20 protein-coding genes and 4 pseudogenes are annotated in these 20087 nt (G+C 67.8%); 13 read left to right on the top strand and 11 right to left on the bottom strand.

The window, feature by feature from the left end; genetic code table 11:
- Positions 1 to 47: 47 nt before the first annotated feature.
- The 5 genes and pseudogenes from OG574_RS50325 to OG574_RS50345 all read left to right on the top strand — a co-directional run.
- Complete coding sequence (locus tag OG574_RS50325) at positions 48 to 1295, top strand: sugar ABC transporter substrate-binding protein (protein WP_326779071.1); 1248 nt, start codon at positions 48 to 50, stop codon at positions 1293 to 1295.
- Positions 1296 to 1305: 10 nt separating this feature from the next.
- The gene (locus OG574_RS50330; protein ID WP_326779072.1) at positions 1306 to 2289 is read left to right on the top strand and encodes a carbohydrate ABC transporter permease; all 984 of its coding nucleotides are present in this window, start codon (positions 1306 to 1308) and stop codon (positions 2287 to 2289) included.
- A gap of 68 nt (positions 2290 to 2357) precedes the next feature.
- Positions 2358 to 3119 carry a carbohydrate ABC transporter permease gene (locus OG574_RS50335; RefSeq protein WP_326779466.1) on the top strand — a complete coding sequence of 254 codons (762 nt, stop codon included), beginning with the start codon at positions 2358 to 2360 and terminating at the stop codon, positions 3117 to 3119.
- 65 nt (positions 3120 to 3184) lie between these two features.
- Entirely contained in the window at positions 3185 to 4918 is a 1734-nt protein-coding gene (locus OG574_RS50340; protein WP_326779073.1) for an amylo-alpha-1,6-glucosidase, read from the top strand.
- A gap of 103 nt (positions 4919 to 5021) precedes the next feature.
- Positions 5022 to 5508: pseudogene (locus OG574_RS50345) on the top strand (transposase family protein); the annotation flags it as partial.
- A 70-nt stretch (positions 5509 to 5578) separates the two neighbouring features.
- Here the strand turns inward: OG574_RS50345 and OG574_RS50350 are convergent.
- From OG574_RS50350 to OG574_RS50370, 6 genes and pseudogenes are all read right to left on the bottom strand, one after another.
- Positions 5579 to 6541: an adenosine kinase gene (locus tag OG574_RS50350; RefSeq protein WP_326779074.1), complete on the bottom strand. Its 963-nt coding sequence runs from the start codon at positions 6539 to 6541 to the stop codon at positions 5579 to 5581.
- Between the two features lie 230 nt (positions 6542 to 6771).
- Positions 6772 to 6867 (bottom strand): annotated as a pseudogene (locus tag OG574_RS50355) (DUF5131 family protein); the annotation flags it as partial.
- 199 nt (positions 6868 to 7066) lie between these two features.
- Complete coding sequence (locus tag OG574_RS50360) at positions 7067 to 7570, bottom strand: hypothetical protein (protein WP_326779075.1); 504 nt, start codon at positions 7568 to 7570, stop codon at positions 7067 to 7069.
- Positions 7571 to 7988: 418 nt separating this feature from the next.
- Positions 7989 to 8252, bottom strand: coding sequence for a recombinase family protein (locus tag OG574_RS50365; RefSeq protein ID WP_398378102.1), 264 nt, complete (start codon positions 8250 to 8252; stop codon positions 7989 to 7991).
- A complete protein-coding gene (locus OG574_RS52995; protein WP_398378050.1) occupies positions 8239 to 8436 on the bottom strand; it encodes a recombinase family protein in 198 nt (65 codons plus the stop codon). Before OG574_RS52995 ends, OG574_RS50365 begins: the two co-directional genes overlap by 14 nt.
- Before the next feature lie 395 nt (positions 8437 to 8831).
- A complete protein-coding gene (locus OG574_RS50370) occupies positions 8832 to 9263 on the bottom strand; it encodes a hypothetical protein (protein WP_326779077.1) in 432 nt (143 codons plus the stop codon).
- Between the two features lie 309 nt (positions 9264 to 9572).
- Here OG574_RS50370 and OG574_RS50375 point away from each other — a divergent pair, with 309 nt between their 5' ends.
- The 5 genes and pseudogenes from OG574_RS50375 to OG574_RS50395 all read left to right on the top strand — a co-directional run bounded on the left by OG574_RS50375 (position 9573) and on the right by OG574_RS50395 (position 13608).
- Positions 9573 to 9992 (top strand): hypothetical protein, encoded by a 420-nt coding sequence (locus tag OG574_RS50375; RefSeq protein ID WP_326779078.1) that lies wholly within the window; start codon positions 9573 to 9575, stop codon positions 9990 to 9992.
- 169 nt (positions 9993 to 10161) lie between these two features.
- Positions 10162 to 10752 carry an RNA polymerase sigma factor gene (locus OG574_RS50380; protein WP_326779079.1) on the top strand — a complete coding sequence of 197 codons (591 nt, stop codon included), beginning with the start codon at positions 10162 to 10164 and terminating at the stop codon, positions 10750 to 10752.
- Entirely contained in the window at positions 10745 to 11491 is a 747-nt protein-coding gene (locus tag OG574_RS50385; protein WP_326779080.1) for a hypothetical protein, read from the top strand. The genes OG574_RS50380 and OG574_RS50385 overlap by 8 nt, the downstream gene beginning before the upstream one ends.
- A gap of 204 nt (positions 11492 to 11695) precedes the next feature.
- A complete protein-coding gene (locus tag OG574_RS50390; protein WP_326779081.1) occupies positions 11696 to 12214 on the top strand; it encodes a hypothetical protein in 519 nt (172 codons plus the stop codon).
- Between the two features lie 596 nt (positions 12215 to 12810).
- Positions 12811 to 13608: pseudogene (locus OG574_RS50395) on the top strand (IS5 family transposase).
- Here the strand turns inward: OG574_RS50395 and OG574_RS50400 are convergent.
- Positions 13598 to 14728, bottom strand: coding sequence for a hypothetical protein (locus OG574_RS50400; protein ID WP_326779082.1), 1131 nt, complete (start codon positions 14726 to 14728; stop codon positions 13598 to 13600). The pseudogene OG574_RS50395 and the gene OG574_RS50400 overlap by 11 nt on opposite strands.
- A gap of 279 nt (positions 14729 to 15007) precedes the next feature.
- Between OG574_RS50400 and OG574_RS50405 the strand changes: the two genes are divergently transcribed.
- The gene (locus OG574_RS50405; protein ID WP_326779467.1) at positions 15008 to 15445 is read left to right on the top strand and encodes a diguanylate cyclase domain-containing protein; all 438 of its coding nucleotides are present in this window, start codon (positions 15008 to 15010) and stop codon (positions 15443 to 15445) included.
- Between the two features lie 588 nt (positions 15446 to 16033).
- Here the strand turns inward: OG574_RS50405 and OG574_RS50410 are convergent.
- Both OG574_RS50410 and OG574_RS50415 read right to left on the bottom strand, forming a co-directional pair.
- The gene (locus OG574_RS50410; protein WP_326779083.1) at positions 16034 to 16621 is read right to left on the bottom strand and encodes a TetR/AcrR family transcriptional regulator; all 588 of its coding nucleotides are present in this window, start codon (positions 16619 to 16621) and stop codon (positions 16034 to 16036) included.
- A 78-nt stretch (positions 16622 to 16699) separates the two neighbouring features.
- Positions 16700 to 17152 carry a tautomerase family protein gene (locus OG574_RS50415; protein WP_326779084.1) on the bottom strand — a complete coding sequence of 151 codons (453 nt, stop codon included), beginning with the start codon at positions 17150 to 17152 and terminating at the stop codon, positions 16700 to 16702.
- A gap of 127 nt (positions 17153 to 17279) precedes the next feature.
- Between OG574_RS50415 and OG574_RS53000 the strand changes: the two are divergent.
- Positions 17280 to 17477: pseudogene (locus OG574_RS53000) on the top strand (hypothetical protein); the annotation flags it as partial.
- Here OG574_RS53000 and OG574_RS50420 read toward each other — a convergent pair.
- Together OG574_RS50420 and tnpA are read right to left on the bottom strand one after the other, a co-directional pair.
- Positions 17420 to 18001, bottom strand: coding sequence for a hypothetical protein (locus OG574_RS50420; protein WP_326779085.1), 582 nt, complete (start codon positions 17999 to 18001; stop codon positions 17420 to 17422). The pseudogene OG574_RS53000 and the gene OG574_RS50420 sit on opposite strands and share 58 nt — an antisense overlap.
- A 270-nt stretch (positions 18002 to 18271) precedes the next feature.
- Complete coding sequence (gene tnpA, locus OG574_RS50425) at positions 18272 to 18703, bottom strand: IS200/IS605 family transposase (protein ID WP_326779086.1); 432 nt, start codon at positions 18701 to 18703, stop codon at positions 18272 to 18274.
- A gap of 26 nt (positions 18704 to 18729) precedes the next feature.
- Between tnpA and OG574_RS50430 the strand changes: the two genes are divergently transcribed.
- Entirely contained in the window at positions 18730 to 20049 is a 1320-nt protein-coding gene (locus tag OG574_RS50430; protein WP_326779087.1) for an RNA-guided endonuclease InsQ/TnpB family protein, read from the top strand.
- The last annotated feature ends 38 nt before the right edge of the window (positions 20050 to 20087 follow it).

Here is a 20087-nt window from a genome sequence, read left to right on the forward strand (position 1 = left end):
CGCCGTGCTCACGGCACCCGCATGCCCAAAACCAAAGGACCCCTGCCATGAACAGCTCCTCCGGACAACGCCGCCTGGTCGTCGCGGCCCTGACTGCCCTGGCCGTCACGGCCGGCGCGACCGCCTGTTCCTCCGGTTCGGGCAGCGCCGGTTCCAAGGACGCCGACAGCGGCACGTACACCGTCTGGGATCCCTATCCGCAGTTCGCCAAGAGCTCGGCCTGGGTGAAGCTCCTCGACCAGTGCGGCGCCAAGGCCGGCGTGAAGGTCAAGCGGACCGGGTTCGACACCAGCGACCTGGCCAACAAGACGCTGCTGGCCGCGCAGCAGGGCAACGCGCCGGACGTCCTCGTCGTCGACAACCCGGTGGTCTCCACCCTCGCCGACGGGGGCGTCCTCACCTCGACCGCCGACACCAAGCTGGACACCTCGAAGGTCGACGCCAACCTGCTCGCCGCCGGGCAGTCGGGCGGCAAGACGTACGGCACACCGATCGGCGCCAACACCCTTGCCCTCTACTACAACAAGAAGGTCCTTCAGCAGGCCGGAGTGGACATCGCCTCGGTCAAGGACTGGCCGTCACTGACGGCCGCCCTCGCGAAGGTAAAGAAGGCGGGCAAGAAGGGCATCACCTTCTCGGCGATCGGCACGGAGGAGGGCAGCTTCCAGTTCCTGCCGTGGTTCTGGGGCGCGGGCGCGAAGCTGACCCAACTCGACTCCTCCCAGGCCGAGTCGGCGCTCTCCTTGTGGAAGGACTGGCTGAAGGACGGCTACGCCCCGAACTCCGTACTGAACAACACGCAGACCACCAGCTGGCAGGAGTTCGCGAGCGGCGACTACGCCTTCGGCGAAAACGGCACCTGGCAGCTCGCGAACGCCAAGAAGGCCGGCCTCGACTACGGCGTGCTGCCGATCCCCGCCGCCATGGGCGGCGCCGCCGCGGCACCGACCGGCGGCGAGTTCGTGACGATCCCCGTCCAGCAGGACACCGATCGCTACGCCACCTCGAAGAAGCTGGCGGCCTGCCTGACCAGCACCACCAACATCTACGCCACCGACACCACCCTGTCCTACGTGGCGCCGACGAGCGAGGTCCAGGACAAACAGGTCGCAGACAACGCCGAGTTGAAGCCGTGGGTCGCCGCGGTCAAGGCGGCCAAGGGCCGCACCAGTGACGACCTGGGCACCAAGTACCCCAAGATCTCCGAGCAGTTGTGGAAGGCCGTGCAGTCCGCTCTTAGCGGGTCCAAGTCGCCGAAGAACGCGTTGAGTTCGGCGCAGGGCGCGGTCAAGTGACATGACGCCGATGAAGCAGACCACACATCCGCCGGACCTCCCCCGGCCCACGCCCGTCCCCGCCGAGCCGGCCCCCACTCCCCCGCCCTCAGCCGAGAAGCGACGACGGCCCGCCTCCACCCAGTGGGCCGCCTGGGCGTTCCTCGCCCCGGTGACCGTCTACCTCGTCCTCTTCTACGCGTATCCGCTCTACCGCAACCTCGACCTGAGCCTGCGCAACTACACCGTCCGCTCCTTCGTCCAGGGCGACGCACCGTTCACGGGCCTGAAGAACTACCGCACCGTCCTCGACGACCCGTCCTTCGCCCCGGCCCTGCTCCACACCGCCGTCTTCACCTTCGTGTGCCTGGCCTTCCAGTACGCGATCGGGCTGGCCCTCGCGGTCTTCTTCAACCAGCACTTCCGGCTCGCCGCGACCCTGCGAGCCCTGTTCCTCGTACCGTGGCTGCTGCCGCTGATCGTGTCGGCGTCGACGTGGTCGTGGATGCTCAACAGCGACTCGGGGATCGTGAACGCCGCCCTGCACGCCGTCGGTGTCGACCCGGTCAACTGGCTCACGTCGCCGTCCTGGTCGCTGACTTCGGTGGTGATCGCGAACATCTGGATCGGTGTCCCGTTCAACCTGGTCGTGCTCTACAGCGGCCTGCAGTCCATCCCTTCCGGCCTGTACGAGGCCGCCGCGCTCGACGGGGCGAACGCCTGGCAGCGGTTCTGGCGCATCACCTTCCCGCTTCTTCGCCCGGTGTCCGCGATCACGCTGCTGCTGGGCCTGATCTACACGCTCAAGGTCCTCGACATCATCTGGATCATGACCAAGGGCGGCCCGGCGGACGCGTCCACCACCTTCGCCACCTGGTCCTACCAACTCGGCTTCGGCAACATGCTGCCCGCCTTCGGGCCGGGAGCCGCCGTCGGCAACCTGCTCGTGGTCGCAGCCCTGGTCTTCGGCCTGGTCTACATCCGGGTCCAGCGGCGACAGGAGGCGTTGTCGTGAGTCGAACTCATGCGCGCACAAGGACCACTTGGTTCAAGACCACGATCGGCGTCGTCCTGACCGCCGTCATGCTCTTCCCCGTCTACTGGATGTTGAACGTGTCCCTCACCAGGGACACGGACATGCGCAAGAGCCCGCCCGACCTGCTCCCGCTGCACGGCACCCTGACCGGCTACCGCACCGTCCTGGACGAGCAACTGCCGTACCTGGGGACGAGTTTGGTCATCGGCCTGGGGACCGTCGCCCTGACCGTGGCGCTGGCCGCGCCCGCCGGGTACGCGCTGGCCAAGCTGCGCCCGCGCGGCGGCCGCGTCCTGAGCTTCGTGCTGCTGGCCGCCCAGATGATCCCCGGCATCATCATGGCGATGGGCTTCTACGCCATCTACCTCCAGCTCGGGCTGCTCAGGACCGTGCCGGGGCTGATCGTCGCCGACTCCACCCTGGCCGTTCCCTTCGCGGTGCTCATCTTCACCGCGTTCATGTCCGGCATCCCCGGCGAACTCCTCCAGGCCGCGCGGACCGACGGCGCGGGCCCGCTGCGTACGTTCTGGTCGATCGTCATGCCGATGAGCCGCAACGCCGTGGTCACCGTGTCGCTCTTCGCGTTCCTGTGGTCCTGGTCCGACTTCGTGTTCGCCAGCACCCTTGCCAACGGCGGCGCCCACGAGCCGATCACGCTCGGCATCTACCACTACATCGGCAACAACAACCAGCAGTGGAACGCCATCATGGCCACCGCCGTCCTGGCCTCGCTGCCCGCGGCCGTCATCCTCGTCCTCGCTCAGCGCTACGTCGCCGCCGGTGTCACCGCCGGCGCGGTCAAGGACTGATCTCCCCTTCGCCATGGCCCCTCGACGCCGTGGTCACCCCCTGCCCGAGAAACGAGTGACACCACATGACCGCCGCCCGTCCCGGCCCGGCCTTCTCCGTCCACGACATCCCGTTCAGCACGTACGGGTCCTGGTTCGACCTCTCCCCCGTGGTGGCGGAGAAGACCCACGCCGACGACCTCCACCTCGTCTCGCACCAGAACGGCATGCACGCCGTCCTGCGCCTGATGCCTCTCGACCCCGCGACGGGCGACCGGGCGGAGACCCGCGTGGAGGCGACCCCGGGCCTGCTGAGCTGGCTCGGCGCCGCGGGCCGCGTCGACCTCGCCTACCAGTCTCCAGACAGCGTGCGGCTGCGCGGCGAGGGGCTGAGTCTTCACCTCGCGGCGGCAGCAGGGACGTTGACCCCGTTCAACGGAACCTACTTCTTCCACGACGCCGCCGCCGACGCGCACGTCTTCACGTCGTACGAGACCGGGCGCCGCTACCGCGTCACCGTGCTGTCCGGCACGGTCGCCGCCTTCGGCAGCCAGAGCCTGGGCGCCGCCGAGCGCGGACTGACCATCGGCTCCGAGGGGGACGGGCCCTGGGAGATCGCGGTCGAGGAGATCGACACGGCCCGCCCTCGGTACGTGGCGTCGGCCGCCTTCACCAAGATCGTCGAGGCGGCGCAGAACGCCTTCACGGACTTCGCCGACACGGTGGCTCCGTGGCGCTCGGCCGCCACGCCCGCGGCCGAACTCGCCGCCTACGTCCTGTGGTCCGCGACCGTACGCCCCGCCTCTCTGGTCACCCGGCCCGCCGTGCTGATGTCCAAGCACTGGATGGACAAGGTCTGGAGCTGGGACCACTGCTTCAACGCCCTTGCCCTGGCGCCTGGTTGCCCCGAACTGGCCTGGGACCAGTACCACCTGCCCTTCGACCACCAGGACGAGACGGGGGCGCTGCCCGACTCGGTCACGCACTCCGAAGTCCTGCGCAACTTCGTCAAGCCGCCCATTCACGGGTGGACGCTCGGGCATCTTCGACGCCGCCTGACCATGCCCCTCGGGCAGAACGAACTGGCCGCCACGTACGATCGGTTGGAGCGCTGGACGAACTTCTGGCTCACTGCCCGCCGCGCACCCGGCGCCGCACTCCCCCACTACCAGCACGGCAACGACAGCGGCTGGGACAACGCCACCGCCTTCGACCCGGAACGCGTCGTCGTCACCGCCGACCTGGCCGCTTTCCTCGCCCTGCAGATGCGTGAACTGGCCTCCCTCGCCCAGGACTTGGGCCGTTCGGATGGCGCCGAACGCTGGGCGAGCGCCGCCGAGGAGATCCAGACGGCGATGCTCGACCAGCTGTGGCGCGAAGACCGCTTCGTCACCCAGGGCGTCAACAGCGGCGAGACCTGGTCCAGCGCCAGCCTCCTCGACCTGATGCCCATCGTGGTCGGCGAACACCTCCCCGCCCGGATCAGCAACGTACTGGCCGCCCGCATCGAGGCCCATCTCACCCCGCACGGCCTGGCCACCGAATGCCCCTCCTCGCCGCACTACCTGTCCGACGGCTACTGGCGCGGGCCCATCTGGGCCCCCGCCACGGTCCTCGTCGAGGACGGGCTGCGCCGCGCCGGGCACCTCCGGCTCGCGGACGACATCAGCGCCCGCTTCCGCACCCTGTGCGAGACCCACGGCTTCGCGGAGAACTTTGACGCCCTCACCGGGACCGGGCTGCGCGACCGCGCGTACACCTGGACCGCCGCCGCCTATCTCCTGCTCGCCGCAGCACACGTATACAGGGAATCCCACTGATCAGTCGGGCCGGGACGTGGCCCGCAGTGCGACCTTGTATCCGCCCTCCGGTGTGGGCGCGGCGGTGAAGGTGCCGTGGAGCAGCTCGGAGGCGGCCGGACGCCAGGCCCTGCTTGCCCTGGCCACCCTTGCCCCGGACCTGACCGAGGCGATGACGACGGCCACGGTGAAGGCGTTCGCGATCCTGGACGGCACCCTGCTGCCGATCGACCGGGTGGCCGCCGACACCCCGCACCACTCCGGGAAACATAAGCGCCACGGCATGAACGTCCAGGTCCTCACCGACCGTTCGGCCGGCTGCTGTGGGAATACGCGGCGCTGCCCGGCTCGACCCACGATCTCACCGCCGCACGCAGCCACGGAATCATCGACGCGCCCACCGAGGCTGGAGTGAAGTGCTTGGGCAGACAAGGCGTACCAGGGCGGCGGCGGTCCGTCCGAGTCCCGTTCAGGGGCCGCCGCCTCAAGCGATGGAAGCGACGGCACCACACGCCAAGATCCGCTGCATCGGCGAGCGGGCCATGGCCGCCCTGAAAGGCTGGCGCCTGCTCCGGGGGCTGCCGGTTCGGCGCTGCTGCCGCGGCAGGGTCCCCGCTCAGCTGGGATTCCAGTACAGGATGAACCACGTCGTATCCGGAGGGCCCCTGGCTGTCAGGGCCGTTATGCGAGGTCCGCAGCGGGCTCGGCGCCCTCGGTCGGTGTCGGCACAATGTGAGCGGGCTCCATCTTTGTCGCGCGTGCGAGGAGTTCGGCGCGGGTGATGGCGTCGGTGCGCGTGCTGGGGACGGTGCAGGCATGGGCCCCGGCGATGGAGCCGTTCCGTGCGCAGCGCAGCGGGTCCTCGCCGTTCAGCCAGCCGAGCAGGAAAGCGGAGGCGAAGGCGTCGCCGGCGCCGTTGGAGTCCACGACCGGCGCGGGAGGCGTGACGGCGGGAACGTGTGTCAGCTTTCCCTCGGCCAGCAGATAAGCTCCCTCGGCACCGGCAGTGGCGGCCACGATCCGGGCCCGGCCACGCGCGGCGATGTCGCGCATCGTGCGCTGTGGGTCGGCCAGGGCCGTGGTGGACAGGAATACGAGGTCCGCCTCCAGAGCGAACGGCTCGTGGTATGGGTTGACGCCGTCCCAGTTGTGCAGGTCGGTTGAGACCGTGAGCCCGGCCTCCCGCAGGAGGGGCAGCGCATGCGCGCATGGGGGGGTGATGGCGACGTGCGCGTGGCGGCTGACCGCGGCGATCTCGCGTACCGTCTCCTCGGGCAGCCGGTCGTCGGCGCCGGAGCGGGTGTCGTCGTAGCAGGAGAGCCGCCGTCCGTCGGGGGCGACGAAATTGACCGCGCGTTTGGTGCCCGCAGGCTGGGGGATCGCCGTGAGCGGAATGCCTCGGTCGCGGTGCAGGGCGCGGACCAGGTCCCCCTCGTGGTCATCGCCGATCATGTCGAGGTGATGGGTGCGCAGTCCCAGGGCGGTTAGCCCCAGCACGACGAAGTCGCCACTTTGTCCCGCGCGGGTCTCGATGCCTGGCCGAATCATGTAGCTGTCGGCGAAGGGGAGCGGCAGTTCGGGAACGTGCACGATCGTGTCCACACCTGCGCCGCCCAGCACAAGGACGTCGACGTCGGTAGTCATGGGTTTCCTCTCGGGCCGTCGTCGGCGAGCAGACGGTCACCGCCATGGCGGTGACTTGCTGCAATTTCCTGCAAGTTCCTCGGAGTCGGTCATGAAGCGCCGCCTGGAATCGGGAGGGAGTCTGGCTGGGCAGCTCCTGGGTTGTCCGTGAACCCCACAAGAACGTCGCCGACCTTGGCGTCGCCAATGGGCCGCCATGTCATGTCGGCGTACAGAACCAGCGTTTCAGGTGCAAGACAGTTGTCGCACCCGTCGGAGACGCGGTCGCATCCCGTGGTCGGGTTCCACGTCGCCTCGATCCACTCGATCGCGCTGCGGTCAGTCATCGGCCGGCCCTCCATCCCCTCGAACCGTGCCTGTCCGTCAACGGCACGGCCGCTGCCCGCTGTAAGGCCAACGAACCGCGGCATGACCGGACACCCGCATCCAACCATCCGACGCCCGCGCCGTACTGACTACCCCAAAAATGAAACATGCGTTCTCCTTCGTTGTGGTGGCTGCTCTCGGGCCAGTCCTCGGCCCTGTTCAGGCTGTGGGCCGAGGCGCCGCCGACCCCTGCACCGCGGCCGTCTTGGCAACCTCGATGACGCGGGCCCGCTCGAGTCGGGTCTTCGTCGCCCAGGCCGCCGAGTCCGGGCACACGGCGAGCTGGCCGGAGCCCGGCTCGTACGCCACGGTGGCAACGTCGCTGTGCAGTGGGCGGGCGGCGACTTCTGGCAGGCGGTCCATCCACGGTGTGGTCGGGGTTGTCTCCGTACCGCCCAGCGCCTGCTCGCGCAGTTGCTCCAGCCGCACCGCGAGCAGGTGCTGGGCGGTGCGCTCGCGGGCGGCGTCGGCGGCCTTCGTCGCGGCGGCGACGGCATCCGCACCGTATGGGTTGTGCTTGAACCAGCGGCGGTTCTGCTCGGTCTTGTACGCCCGGCGCGCCTCCGCTTCGGCTTCCTCGGTCCGGCCCAGCTGGCCGAGGGCGCTGCCGCGGTACTCCGGCAGCGCCTGCTCGACGGCCTGGAGCGTGGTGAAGGCGAGCACGGAGGCCGCAGTGACCGGGTCCGCGTCCAGCCCCCCAAATTCACCAGGGTCAGGAGCACCCGGCCTTTGCCATGTCGGCTTCCAGCGATGTCCGGCCGTGGGCGGTGACGGCAGCGACGTCGCCCGGGTCGTCCAGGTCGGTCTGATGGCCAAAGCCAACAGCAGCGGCCAGGTCTGGAACCTGACGGCTCCCGAGGACGGCCTGTATGCCGTCACCTTCAGCTGTGTCATGGAGACCAACGGCGAAGCGAACAACGCCCACTTCTGCCTCGGCAAAGACCAGCTCACCGACGCGGACTGGTTGTCTGGATGGGCCTCGTTCGCATCAGGCTTGCTCGGGCTCCTCCGGAGTGAGTTCTTTATGGTGGGTACGCCAGCCGTATGGCGGGGATCCGTAGGCGTACCCGCCTTGTTCCGCCTACTCGCGTCGGCCGTGGCGGAGTCGGGCGGCGATCATCGACCGCTCCAACTGAGCGAAGACACCCATCATCTGACGCATGTCGGTCCGCATTGGGTCGTCCGGGTCGTCGGGGTGGACCTCCCCGGTGTCTGCGGTGAAGGCGCAGCCGCCGTGCTTCCAGATCTGCGCCAGGGTGGCCTCCTGGACAACGAGGGTGCGGGCGAACCTGTCGAGCGTCGGAGCGACGATGCCGTCCGCGGTTCCGTCCTCAACCTCGGTCAGCGCATCGGCCGGGGGGGGCGGCGCTCTCCAGGGTTCCGGAGCGTCCTTCGTCCCGGTAGATGGTGCGGCCGAGCCGGTGGCCAGCCTCGCGGCACCATCGGCGCACGTTCTTCTCCTGGACATCTAGCCCGTACCCGTCGAGCTGGCGCTCTGTACTGACGCGGATGTACCCCACAAGCCTCATGGACGCATGATGGCGCGCTCCACTGACAATCTTGTCCCTGACCTGGGATGTCACAGAAGGTGGCGTATCTGGGTCACGCCCACGAGGACTGAAGGGCACCCGCGCCCGCGGCGAGCGCATCGGCCGGGCCGCCCGCGATGAACGCGGAACAGATCCGGCGCACCCGCGCTCCTCAACCGGAGAACACGGTCACCTCAATCGCGAAGCTGCTCGGCGCTTCCCGCACGACGCTGTACAAATACGTGCCCGAAGTGAGGGTCGGCCGCGACGCTCTCGTGCCAGGCGACCGGGGGCCGACCCTACCTGGACCCCGGTGACCATAAGGCACAACCCTCCGACCCTTTACGGCTATCGGATCAGGGAGCGCAACACGGGGACGCTGGCGCCCCCGCCGGTCAGCCCTGGCTCGGCCCGGTCCGTACCGAAACCTGCGGCGGCGTGGTCGGTGTGGTGACGCGCAGCGGTGTCTTCGGCAGGATGACGTGGACGCGGTTGTTGTCGACGTTGAACCGGTGGGCTCGGCGGAATTCGACGTGCTTGACGAAGTGGTGCCGGAAGAAGAAGTCATCGTGCCGGCGGATGTCACACCGCACGATCTTGCGGATGACGGTGACTCGGTGGTCCTTCTTCACGATGATGACGACCGTCCGGTGGCCGTAGCGGCAGAATTCGTGTCCCCGCTCGACGACCACGATCACCCGGTGCCCGTTGGGGTCCGGGGTGGCGGCGGCCGGACCGGCCAGGGCAACACCGGCGGTACCGGCGGTACCGGCGATGGCGCTCGCTACCAGGACGGCGGCACCGCGACGAAGGATGGGGGCGCTCATGGTTGCGGCCCTCCTTAGTTGAACAACGCTGGAGAGGAATTGCTGTAGTGGATATACGCCGCTACCGCGAAATGAGTTCATGATTCATCCGAAACAGAAGTGAAGTCGGCCCGGCTCCATGGCCGATCATGAACCGTTCACCAGCATGTCCCGTATACCTCACATGAAGCCGGCTCGTCGGTCCAGGCGGACGGCCAGCGGCCCCAGCCCACAGTTCCCGTCGACGTCTACGTCCCCATCGGGGTCCCACCTGCAGGCACCTGCGCGGCGTTGGTCTGCCGTCGACGGTTCCTGGTCAGGAGGTATCTGATGTCTTCCCGTTCCGCCGCCGCAGCGCCGACAGGGGTTGCCGTCTGCTGCGCGCTACTCAGCGCCGTGGTCCACCTCGTCATCGCCCCTGAGCACCTTGCGGAGACGCTGTACATAGGGATCCTGTTCATTGCGGGCGGCGTGGCGCTGCTCCTCACCGCCGGCGCCCTGGCGCTACGGAACTCCGTAACGGCATGGTGGGCCGGCGCCCTGGTCAGCGGTGGCATGATCCTCGGCTTCGCCCTCTCGCGCACCATCGGGCTGCCCGGCTACCACGAACAGGGCTGGGACCCCCCGTACGGAGTTTTGTCGATCATCGCTGAAGGCATGTATCTGGTCGCCTTCTTCGCCTGGTACGGCACTCGGTCGGCGCACGCCCCCTCCGCCCCGTTCCGCAGCACGGTGCCCGCGGGCAGATGACCGGGCGGATGTCATCACCGCAGGAACCGAAGGTGATGTCCGCCGGCGCCGCCAGGGGGAGGGACTGCCTCGGCCCGTGGATGCGGCGGCGGGATCGGGAGAGAATGTGAGGGTGATCTTCCGTGGCCGCCTGGCAATCCGCCGGCCGGGGCGGACCGTATATCTAGGTATGCAGAGTTTCCGGTTCCCGGTCGGCCGCCTCCCGGACGAGGCTCTGCTGTCCGGGCTGGCAACGGGCGACCCCGAGCTCGCCGCCACCTTCGTGCGGCGGTTCCAGCACACCGTCTTCGGCGTCGCCATCGCGGTCCTGGGCGATCCACAGCTCGCCGAGGACGTCTCCCAGCAGACGTTCGAGCGGGCGTGGCGGCACGCGCAGATGTACGACTCCCGCCGCGGATCGGTGACGACATGGCTGACGGCCATCGCGCACAACCTCGCCATCGACGTCGCCCGAGCGCGCCGACCGGTGCCTGTGGCCCCTGAGGACCTCGACACACTCCTCGACGTCGTGACCGACACCGCTACGCCCGAGCGGCTGGCCCTGGCCGACGAAGCATCGGCGGCCCTGCGTTCCGCCGTGGCGCGGCTGCCGCGCGAACAGGGCCGGGCTCTGGTGATGGCGGGCATCTACGGGATGACGGCCCAGCAGATCGCCGATGCGGAGCAGATCCCGCTGGGCACGGCCAAGACACGGATCAGGGCCGCCATGGGAAAGCTGCGGTCCACGCTCGTGTCTCCGAAGCGAGGCGACCATGGGTAATGACGTGACCTGCGAACAGCTGCGGGAGATCGGCGCCGAGCTGGCTCTGGGCGTCCTCCCTGGCCGCCAGCGGGCCGGGGCAGTGGAGCACCTGGACCGCTGCGCGGACTGCCGGGAGTACGTCGAGCAGCTGACCCTCGTCGGCGACGGTCTGCTCGGTCTGCTGCCGGGCAGCGAGCCGCCGGCCGGGTTCGAGACCCGGGTGGCGCGGCGGCTGCGCCAGGCGGCGGCACATGACGACCGCAGCCGCCTGCACGGCCGGGGGCTCCTCCCTCGCAAGGGGTTCCGCAGCCGTGCCCGGATACGGCTCGCGGCCGCCGCGGCCGCGCTCGCGCTGGCTTTCGGGTTCGGCGGCTGGGCCGTCGGCACGGTCCTTTCGAATGAGGCGGCCGCTCCTTCCCGTCCCGCCGAGGTCGGCGCCGGAATGCTGCATGCGCAGCTGACCGCGGTGGGGCACGGCCAGGGGCCAGTCGGCGAGATCTACCTCCATCGCGGGCCGCAGACCTGGGTCTACATGTCCGTTGACCTCGCGGACGCCGGCAACATGTACGGCGGGAAGGTCTCCTGCGTGCTGGTACACAAGGACGGCAGCACCGTTCGCGTCGGTACCTTCACCCTGCACCACGGCTATGGCTACTGGGGCGCCCCAGCCTCCGTGAACGCGTCCACGCTCTCCGGCGCCCGCCTGACCTCCGCCGACGGCACGGTGCTCGCCACCGCACACTTCGGGGCAGGGTAGCCCTGACTGCCGGTGCCCTGCTCGACACCGCGGCTGGATCCACAGAACGCCGGTGACGACCGCGCCGCCCGCGGTCGTACGCTGGGCGCCCCACGCTGCGGGGCATCGCGGAGGAAATCGCCGACAGCTCGGAGTTCAACGCGTTCCACCTGGCGAATCCACCAAGGCGAGACACATCACGGCGGGGAACCCTAGGTTGGCATCATGGTGGACATGCGGGATCTGTGGTGGGCGGCGGGCCGGCTGGCCACGCTGATGCCGGCGGATGACTGGCGCAGTCCCCGGTGGAACCCGGCAGTGCGCCGCTCGGCGACCTTGATCGAGCCGGCCTGGCCGCAGGAAGAGATCAACGGCCCTTTCATTCAAGCCCTGCCCACCGCCGCGTTCGTGCTGTACGCGGGCCCTCGACCTATCGACCCGGAGTCGGTTCCGGTGGAGGAGCTCATTGCCTCGCTCACCCCAGGCACCGCCGACTCCGGCGAACGGACCGTTGACGACGTTGTCCGTGAAGGGCTGCTCGGGCTCGGCCATGACCTGCGCGACGACTCGCAGATGTCCGTGCTCTTCGGGAAACTCACCACGTCCCGTGAACCGCCCGCCGAATCAGGGTCCGGGTTGACCGCCGTCGACAACAGGACAGGCAGCTCGCTGATGGGCGAGTCGGCCAAGTGGGCGGCGTACTGGTTCAAGCACCACCACCTCGACGAAGGAAGCACCCCCTGATGTCGGAGTACTGGCTCATGTACACAGGTCCGTACAGGGTGAAATGCAGACTGCTCGACGAACGCGCCGCGTTTCCCACAGAGCAGGTCGCCACGGCTTGACGGCATAGCAATCGAGTTGGCTTCGGCGGCGCTCCACGCTGGGCTCCGTCGCCCTGGACAACTCGTCCCCCGAGCTCGGTGGCCATCAGCCGGCGCCCACGAGTGGCACCCGGACTCTGTACGTGAGCACACCGTCGCCGCCGACCTGAAGCTCGTACCGGGCGGGAGAGCGGACCATGCCAGGAAAGAGCGCCAGGCATCAGGTGGCAGCCGCTCGCCGCCAACCATGCGAACCGCCCTGTCTCTCCCCTAATAACGTGAAGGCTGGCTGCATATAGGAGAAGTGAGAGCGCCGGTAGGTGAGGTCCGAGACCGGTTGGCGGTCCGACAGGCCCGGGATGTTGGTTAGAACTGACAGTGAAGGAGCGGGCCGCTCCCACTGCTCGCCATCGAGCGGCCCGCCCTGTCCCGCCGCCGGTCACCTCCAAGCACCCGGCGGCGGGAGTCTTTAGAGATCATCTCAATTGGAGATGCCGGTAGCCTGGTGACGTGTCGCTGACTGAGCGTCTGGTCCCTGACGGATTGTGGGAGTTGTTCCAGCGGGTGGTGCCAGAGGCGCCGACGCGTCCGCAAGGAGGTGGTCGGCGCCGTCATGGGGACCGTGAGGTGTTGGCGGCCATTGTCTTCGTGGCCACGACCGGTTGTACGTGGTCGCAGGTCCCGCCGGTGTTCGGGCCGTCGGGGGGCCACGGCTCACCGCCGGTTCATGGAGTGGAGCCGACAACGGGTCTGGGCGAAACTGCATCGTCTGGTCCTGGACGAGCTGGGGGCTCGAGGCGACCTGGACTGGTCGCGATGCGCGATCGACTCGGTGAACATGCGCGCCCTGAAAAAGGGGACCTGACGGGTCCGAATCCTGTAGATCGGGGCAAGTATGGCTCGAAGATCCACTTGATCACTGAGCGGACTGGGCTTCCGCTTTCCGTCGGCATCTCCGGCGCCAACCTCCACGACAGCCAGGCCCTCGAACCACTCGTGCGCGGCATCCCACCGATCAGATCCCGGCGCGGTCCACGCCGCCGACGCCCCGCCAAGCTTCACGCCGACAAGGCCTACGATAACCGTCACCTGCGGCAATGGCTCCGCCTCCGCCACATCACACCCCGCATCGCCCGCAAGGGAGTTGAGACGTCACAGAAGCTGGGGCGCCACCGGTGGACCATCGAACGCACCATGGCCTGGCTCGCCGGCTGCCGACGTCTCCACCGACGCTACGAGCGGCAAGCCATCCACTTCCTGGCCTTCACCAGCATCGCCTGCACCCTCATCTGCTACCGCAGACTCACCAATTGAGATGATCTCTTAAGACGATCAGCCATCGAAGCGGTTCCAGTCGATAGGGAGGTCGGCCAGTGGTGCCAGGGCGGTTCGGTGGGTGGCGCCGGCCCAGGCATCGAATGCTTCGCCGTCCTCGCTGCTGACATGCACGACGAGGCCGGGGGCCACATAGAAGTGGGTGGGTGCCCAGGGCCAGAAGGGACGCAGGGGCACAAGGTGCAGCGCTTCGGTGAGTTGCTCGACCTGTGGTGCAGTGAGTTTGCGGGGCAGGGGCGAGGTAGTCGGCGCCCATGGAGGCCTCGAAGAGGGAGAACTGGATCAGGAAGCCGCTGAGTGGTTCCTGTTCGGCGATCTGCTCCTCGTCGAATTCACGGAACCAGACGGTCGGATCGGCTTCAGGTCCCTCAAGCGTCCACAGGAGTGACCAGAAGAAGCCTCCTTGGTTCTCGACGCCGAAGACGAGCATCTCCCCGAGATGGTCGGTGTGCAGGTCTGGCTCGGGCAGGATCCTGTTCTGGATTCCGAGGGCGGCCGGCCGGTGCTTCGCGAGCCGGTACAGCTGTCTCAGTCCACCGGGAAGGCGTGACGCGGAGTTGCTGATAGGCGATTCGGTGGCGGTTGCGGTGGGGTACCAGCCGGTGACGAACTGCTCGAGAGCTGCCGCACGGTCACTGTTCACATTCCCCAGCCAGTCCAAGCCCGGCAAGTGCTCAGGTGGAAGTGGTGGGCGCACTCGGTTGAGGAGTTCTCTGCTCAAGGGCGCTTCAAAGCGCAGTTCGCAGTCGGTGAGAACGCCATCGGAGGTGCCAGCCTGGCTCACTTGGGCGGTGTCCAGGTACAGAACTTCACCTCCGACGCGGACCGCGATGTGGATAGGCAACGAGCCTTCGTCCACACCCCAGGGCGCCCCCATGAGTCGCTCTGCGACCGGTGTCGGTGCGGGCCCGATCAAGCGGACCTCCTCAGCGCTCCATACACCGCTTTTGGCGGGTGCGTCACTCGCTTCCACGATGATCACCATTCCGACCGGGCCTATGACGACACTGGCACCCCCCACCGTGAAGCGCCCGGCTACCACCGAGCCGCCGCCGAGCACGGGTACGTGCTCCCGATCGAACACCAGCGCTGGAATCACGGTGGGAACATTCCCGCATCATCCTCGACCACCACCGGCCGCCCCTTATGCCCATCGACTGCGACCGTGACTAGATCAGGGCCAGAGACCTTCGTACCTCCTTGAGCGCTTGCAGGCGTACGCCGACAGCGGGCAGGAGACGCGAATACGCGGCACCTCAACATGCGACCCACGAAGCTCAACCCGCGTCGAACCCGCTTCCAAGGCTGACAGGCGAGTGGGTTCGTCATCTCTCCGCTCCCGGAATCCGCGAACCCACGCGTTTCCGACCAGGACCACATCAAGGCCATCAATGACACCTTCGGCCACGCGGCCGGTGACGCCGTCCTCGCGGCGACCGCAGCCCGGCTCACCGCCTGGGCGGGCCCACACACCGCCCTCGGCCGCCTCGGGGACGATGAGTTCGCGATCGTCCTGCAGGCGCCCCGCGGCCGCCGCCAGGACCGCCTCACACAGCTCATGAAGATGCTGCACACGCCGGTGCACCTGGACGACGGACAGACCATCGACGCCGCCGCCTCCCTCGGCGCAGCGACGCCCGACATCCTCAACACCCGCGACCTGTCCGTACCCCAGCAGGCCGCCGACGCTGCCCTGTACGACGGCAAGCACTCCGGCCACGCAGTCCTCGCCGACGCCCGGCACGCAACGCACACGTCCATCAACGGGCGCCGCGCCGGCCGCCCCGGAACCGGAATCAGGGCGCGAGCCGCATGAGCATCGCCACCCTGCCCGAGGGCGACTGAATCCGCGGCATCACGATTCGCCAGCCCTATGCCACCTGCATCCTCGCCGGGAAGAACCCGGAAACAGGCCCCGGCTCTGGCCGTAGCGGGGCACGATCCTGATCCACGGCAGGCAGAAGCTGGGGCGCCCGCCCTGCGTGACCCGCTAGGGCCTGTCCGGCCGATCATGCGGCCGATCCGGGCACCGGTCCGATCCGGGAGGTCGGGAAACGGGCAAGCGCCGGGCCGGGGGATTCTTGGCGCGCCGGCCTGGTAAAACAGTGACCGATGGGTACCCAAGAGCGCGACCGCAAGGTGTACCAGCCGCTGCGGCGGGCCGGTCTTGAGGTGATTCCGGACGCCGTGCCGGACGGCACGATGCCGTTCGTCGCCGGATACCGTGCCGAGGACGTGGCCGGCGGCTTCTCCCACCGGTACGACACCCCACGGCTCGTCGAGCGGCTCAATGGAGACTGGTACGACCTCGCCGTCTCCTCGGGTGCCCGGAACACCGCCCGCGGGTCCGGACACCTCGGCCACCCTCGGGCTGACACCCGGCGCTCTGTGCCGGGTGCCCGTTCTAGCGGAGCCGCTCGCGGGTCATCTGCATGGCGAGATCTAGCGGCCGGGGATCACGGGCTATCTTCGCGAGGACACTGGCGCCGATCCAGCTGTCGTACAGCGTCCGTGCGGTGTCACGTGGCTCGTCGATCGCAGTGAGTGATCCATCGTCGATGCCGTCCCGGATCATGCGCTCGATGCGGTCCACCACGTTGTTGGTGCCTTCGATCAGGGCCAGTCTCATCGATTCGGACAGGTCGGCGACCTCGGCACCGAGCTTGACGACGAGGCATTTCCCGAGACAGTTCTCGAAAGACTGCATCTCGTAGAAAAGCTGCCAGTAATTGAACAACCGATCTGCGCCGCTGGCCGGCTGGGCTACGACTTCGTCGACGTCCCGAAGGTAGCCGGTGAAGTAATTCTCGATGACGGCGACACCGAATGCATCTTTGGAAGAGAACCAGTGATAGAACGAGCCCTTGGGAACTTGGGCTTGTTTGAGGAATTCACTGATTCCCACCGCGGTGTAGCCTCTGCGGCTGATGATCGCCTGTGCCTCGTCGAGGATGCGTTGGCGGGTATTGATTTGTGCAGGCTCGATTGTCATAGTCGCCAAGTTTAGTCGGATTGTTGGTCCGGCATGCTGGCGGTCTGTTCGGCGGCCCGCCAGCATGCCGACGCGGCGTCAGGCGCGGATGGAGTCGGGCCACTTGAAGTCAGCCGGGACGCTGTTGGGGTCCAGACGGTCGGCGGGGACCCCCTTGCCGTAGGTGACCTCGCCGTTGCCCATCGACCAGTCGGCCGGCTGCACCGTCTGGAGGTTGAAGAAGACGTCCTCCGTGCGGATGTGCAGGCGCTTGTTCAGCTCGCCGACGACGCCCTTGTAGAAGTTGCCCTTCTGCTCGGGAGTGGCGACGTCGAGGAACACCAGCTGGATGAACACGGCGTTTTCCGACCGGTGAATTCCCAGGTAGTCGGGGTCGGCGATGAGGTTGCCGGGCTTGTGCTCGGAGATGACCTGGAAACGGTCCTCCGGAACCCCGAGGTGGATGATCATCTGGTCGTAGACGACGTCGGCGATGGTGCGCTTGTACTCCTCCGACTTGCCTTCGAGGAGATCGATTCGTGCGAGCGGCATTTGAGACTTCTTTCTCTGGCCTGGGCGACCGATGTCGCCTGCTGAATCGGTCGACAGTTTCTCGGCCGTGAAACCACCATAGCACCATTAGACCGGTCGTCTAGTGCTGCGTTGTGGGCTGGGCCACATGCCCGCCGAGCAGTGTCGGAGGTGGGGTCACCGGCGTGCGGGGGGGGTGCCCCTATCTCTTCCGTCAAGCTCGGAGAGGAGGGGCGTCATGGCAGATGGGGATCAGGGTCTGGACTGGATGGGTCGTACTTTGGCGCACTACGGCGCCTTGAACGGAGACGTCGCTGGCTTGAGGGCGGCCCTGGCGCACGGGGCGGATCCGGGCCTTGCGGACAAGGCGGGGATGACGCCCCTGCATTTCGCGGCGCAGTCCCAGGCTGCGCCAGGCGGCGGGTTCGTCGTGACGGACCTCGATGCCGGTCCACTGCTCCTGGGCGAGGGCGGGCTCGTCGGGGGGGCGTCAGCGTCGAGCTTGAGGATGACGTCGTCGGCGTGGCGGACGTGGCGTTCGCCCATTTCGGCGGCGCCACGCATCGGCACGAATCCGCACACGACGGCGTTGGTGCTGACCATCAGCCCGTCGTCGGTGTGGTCGAAGGCGAGCGAGCGGGTCAGGCCGCTGCCGTGGAGGCGCAGGGGTACGACGATGCGTGCGCCGGGGGCGAGCTGGGTCCACCAGGCGGTGGAGATGTCCCAGGCGCCCGCGGTGACGATGATCCTGTCGAATGCGGTGCCGTTCGGGTCGCCGAGGGCGCGGTCGCCGCAGACCACCTCGACGGCGTCGTGGAGGTCGGTCCAGTGGCGGGCGATGGCGGGGAGGCGTGTGGCGGTGGTGGTCATCGTGGGCTCCTGTGGCGCGTGGGGCGGTACGGTGATCTCACCGGTGGGGGCGTCCTGGTCTGGGGAGACTTGGAGGGCGCCCCTTCGTTGTGTTCGCAGTTGTCGGGGTATCCGGTCCGGATGAACCTCACGAAGAGAACACGGGATGTTCTGATCGTCGTGGCGCTCTACCTTTGATCTTGGCCAGTGCTCCGCCGTTTACGGCGGGGGTGAAGGCCATCTCAGGGCTGCTCTGACCCGCGCGGTTCGCACGGGTCCGCAGTGTTGTCCTCAGCCGGTGGGGCGCTGCTGGTTCTCGATGTACTGCTTGACGACGGTCAGCGGTGCGCCGCCGCAGGATCCGGCGAAGTAGGAGCCGGACCAGAAGTGTCCGCCCCACAGGTAGCGGCGCACGTGTGCGCTGTGTTCCTGGCGAAGCCTGCGGGAGCTGACGCCCTTGAGGGAGTTGACCAGTTTGGAGAGCTGGACCTTGGGCGGGTAGTGCACGAGCAGATGCACATGGTCCTGCTCGCCGTTGAACTGCTTGAGTTCGGCCTCGAAGTCGGTGCAGACGTCGCGCATGATCTCCTCGGTGCGCGTCAGCATGGCGTCGGTGAATGCCTTACGCCGATACTTGGTGACGAACACCAAGTGGACGTGAAGGTTGTAGACGACGTGACGGCCGGTGCGTACGTCAGGATTCGGGTCCCATCGTGGTGACATAAGCCAACTGTAGTAGGGTGATTGTCATGGGCGAACTCGTGTGGGAGAAGCGGCAGTTGGGGCATCGCGCCCGGCTGGCGCTGACGCCTGCACAGGTCCGGCTCATGGATGACCAGGCGCACGCGGCACGCGCGATGTGGAATCAGCTCCACGACCTGTGGCGGATGACGCCGAAGTGTCAGCGCGCTCTGACGCGCATGGATCAGGCGTTGCGGCAGGCCCGCAAGGAGATCGACTGGTACGCGGTGCTGCCCGCGCAGGCCGCGCAGGCGGTCCTCAAGACGTACTTCCAGGCGTGGCGGAACTGCTGGGACGGGCGTGCGGACGAGCCGAACTTCAAGGCCCGCTTCCGCACGGCATTGTCGGTGGACATCCCGCAGGGCCGGGATTTGCAGATCAAGCGGGTGCACCGACGGTGGGGCATGGTCAACATCCCCAAGGTGGGCCGTGTCTGCTTCCGCTGGACCAAGGATCTCCCCGTCGGCAAGCTCGCCAACAAGGAGAACCGGATCACCGGGGCACGGCTGGTCGAAGACGGGCTCGGCTGGCACATCGCCTTCCGTATCCAGACCCTTGAGCCCAAGCCGGAGCCCCACCAGGGTCCCGAGGTCGGTATCGACGCCGGGGTGAACCTGCCGCTTGCGCTGTCCGACGGCAACCACCAGGACCACGACCGGCCGCCCCGGCTCCCGGACGGCACCGCCGACCGGGACAAGTGGCTGAACCCGGACGAGAAAGCCAGACTGCTTCGCCTGGAACAGCGGGCCGCGCACCGCAAGTCCTTCCGCAAGCCGAAAGAGCGCAGCTCGAACCGGCTACACCGCACCTACGACCAGATCAAGCAGCTCCGCGCAAGAGCCACGCGCCGAGCCACTGACTGGCAGCACAAGACCACCACCGCCATCGCCAAGCAGTACGGCACGGTCGTGGTGGAGCAGTTGCAGATCACGAACATGGTCAAGTCCGCCAAGGGCACTACCGACCAGCCGGGGAAGAACGTCGCGCAGAAGTCCGGCCTGAACCGCTCCATCAGCCAGGAGGCGTGGGGTCGCACCGTGACGATGCTGACGTACAAAACTGCCCGCAACGGCGGCACCCTCGCCAAGGTTCCCGCCCCGAACACCTCCCTGCGCTGCTCCGCCTGCGGTTTCATCACGCCCGGCAGCCGGGAAGACCAGGCCACGTTCGTATGCAAGAACCCCGACTGCGGATGGTCGGCGAATGCCGACTGGAACGCAGCCCGGAACATCTTGCACCTGTACCGGATCGGCCACGCGCTCATCCCGGCTGCCGGGAGGGCAGTCGTCAGGCGCACCCGTGGCGCCAAGCCCGCCGCCGCAAGGTAGGCAGGAATCTCCTTCCTGAGCTTGCGAAGGGAGGAGAG

It is taken from the genome of Streptomyces sp. NBC_01445, from assembly GCF_035918235.1.
In the GTDB taxonomy this organism is placed as follows: Bacteria; Actinomycetota; Actinomycetes; order Streptomycetales; family Streptomycetaceae; genus Streptomyces.

Excerpts from the sequence above, each read along its gene's own strand:
- OG574_RS50375 (WP_326779078.1), top strand. The coding sequence starts at position 9,573 with ATGTCTTCCCGTTCCGCCGCCGCAGCGCCGACAGGGGTTGCCGTCTGC.
- OG574_RS50430 (WP_326779087.1), top strand. The coding sequence starts at position 18,730 with ATGGGCGAACTCGTGTGGGAGAAGCGGCAGTTGGGGCATCGCGCCCGG.
- OG574_RS50330 (WP_326779072.1), top strand. The coding sequence starts at position 1,306 with ATGAAGCAGACCACACATCCGCCGGACCTCCCCCGGCCCACGCCCGTC.
- OG574_RS52995 (WP_398378050.1), bottom strand. The coding sequence starts at position 8,436 with ATGAGGCTTGTGGGGTACATCCGCGTCAGTACAGAGCGCCAGCTCGAC.
- OG574_RS50415 (WP_326779084.1), bottom strand. The coding sequence starts at position 17,152 with ATGCCGCTCGCACGAATCGATCTCCTCGAAGGCAAGTCGGAGGAGTAC.
- OG574_RS50350 (WP_326779074.1), bottom strand. The coding sequence starts at position 6,541 with ATGACTACCGACGTCGACGTCCTTGTGCTGGGCGGCGCAGGTGTGGAC.
- OG574_RS50410 (WP_326779083.1), bottom strand. The coding sequence starts at position 16,621 with ATGACAATCGAGCCTGCACAAATCAATACCCGCCAACGCATCCTCGAC.
- OG574_RS50325 (WP_326779071.1), top strand. The coding sequence starts at position 48 with ATGAACAGCTCCTCCGGACAACGCCGCCTGGTCGTCGCGGCCCTGACT.
- OG574_RS50335 (WP_326779466.1), top strand. The coding sequence starts at position 2,358 with ATGCTCTTCCCCGTCTACTGGATGTTGAACGTGTCCCTCACCAGGGAC.
- OG574_RS50420 (WP_326779085.1), bottom strand. The coding sequence starts at position 18,001 with ATGACCACCACCGCCACACGCCTCCCCGCCATCGCCCGCCACTGGACC.
- OG574_RS50340 (WP_326779073.1), top strand. The coding sequence starts at position 3,185 with ATGACCGCCGCCCGTCCCGGCCCGGCCTTCTCCGTCCACGACATCCCG.
- tnpA (WP_326779086.1), bottom strand. The coding sequence starts at position 18,703 with ATGTCACCACGATGGGACCCGAATCCTGACGTACGCACCGGCCGTCAC.
- OG574_RS50390 (WP_326779081.1), top strand. The coding sequence starts at position 11,696 with ATGGTGGACATGCGGGATCTGTGGTGGGCGGCGGGCCGGCTGGCCACG.
- OG574_RS50370 (WP_326779077.1), bottom strand. The coding sequence starts at position 9,263 with ATGAGCGCCCCCATCCTTCGTCGCGGTGCCGCCGTCCTGGTAGCGAGC.
- OG574_RS50380 (WP_326779079.1), top strand. The coding sequence starts at position 10,162 with ATGCAGAGTTTCCGGTTCCCGGTCGGCCGCCTCCCGGACGAGGCTCTG.
- OG574_RS50385 (WP_326779080.1), top strand. The coding sequence starts at position 10,745 with ATGGGTAATGACGTGACCTGCGAACAGCTGCGGGAGATCGGCGCCGAG.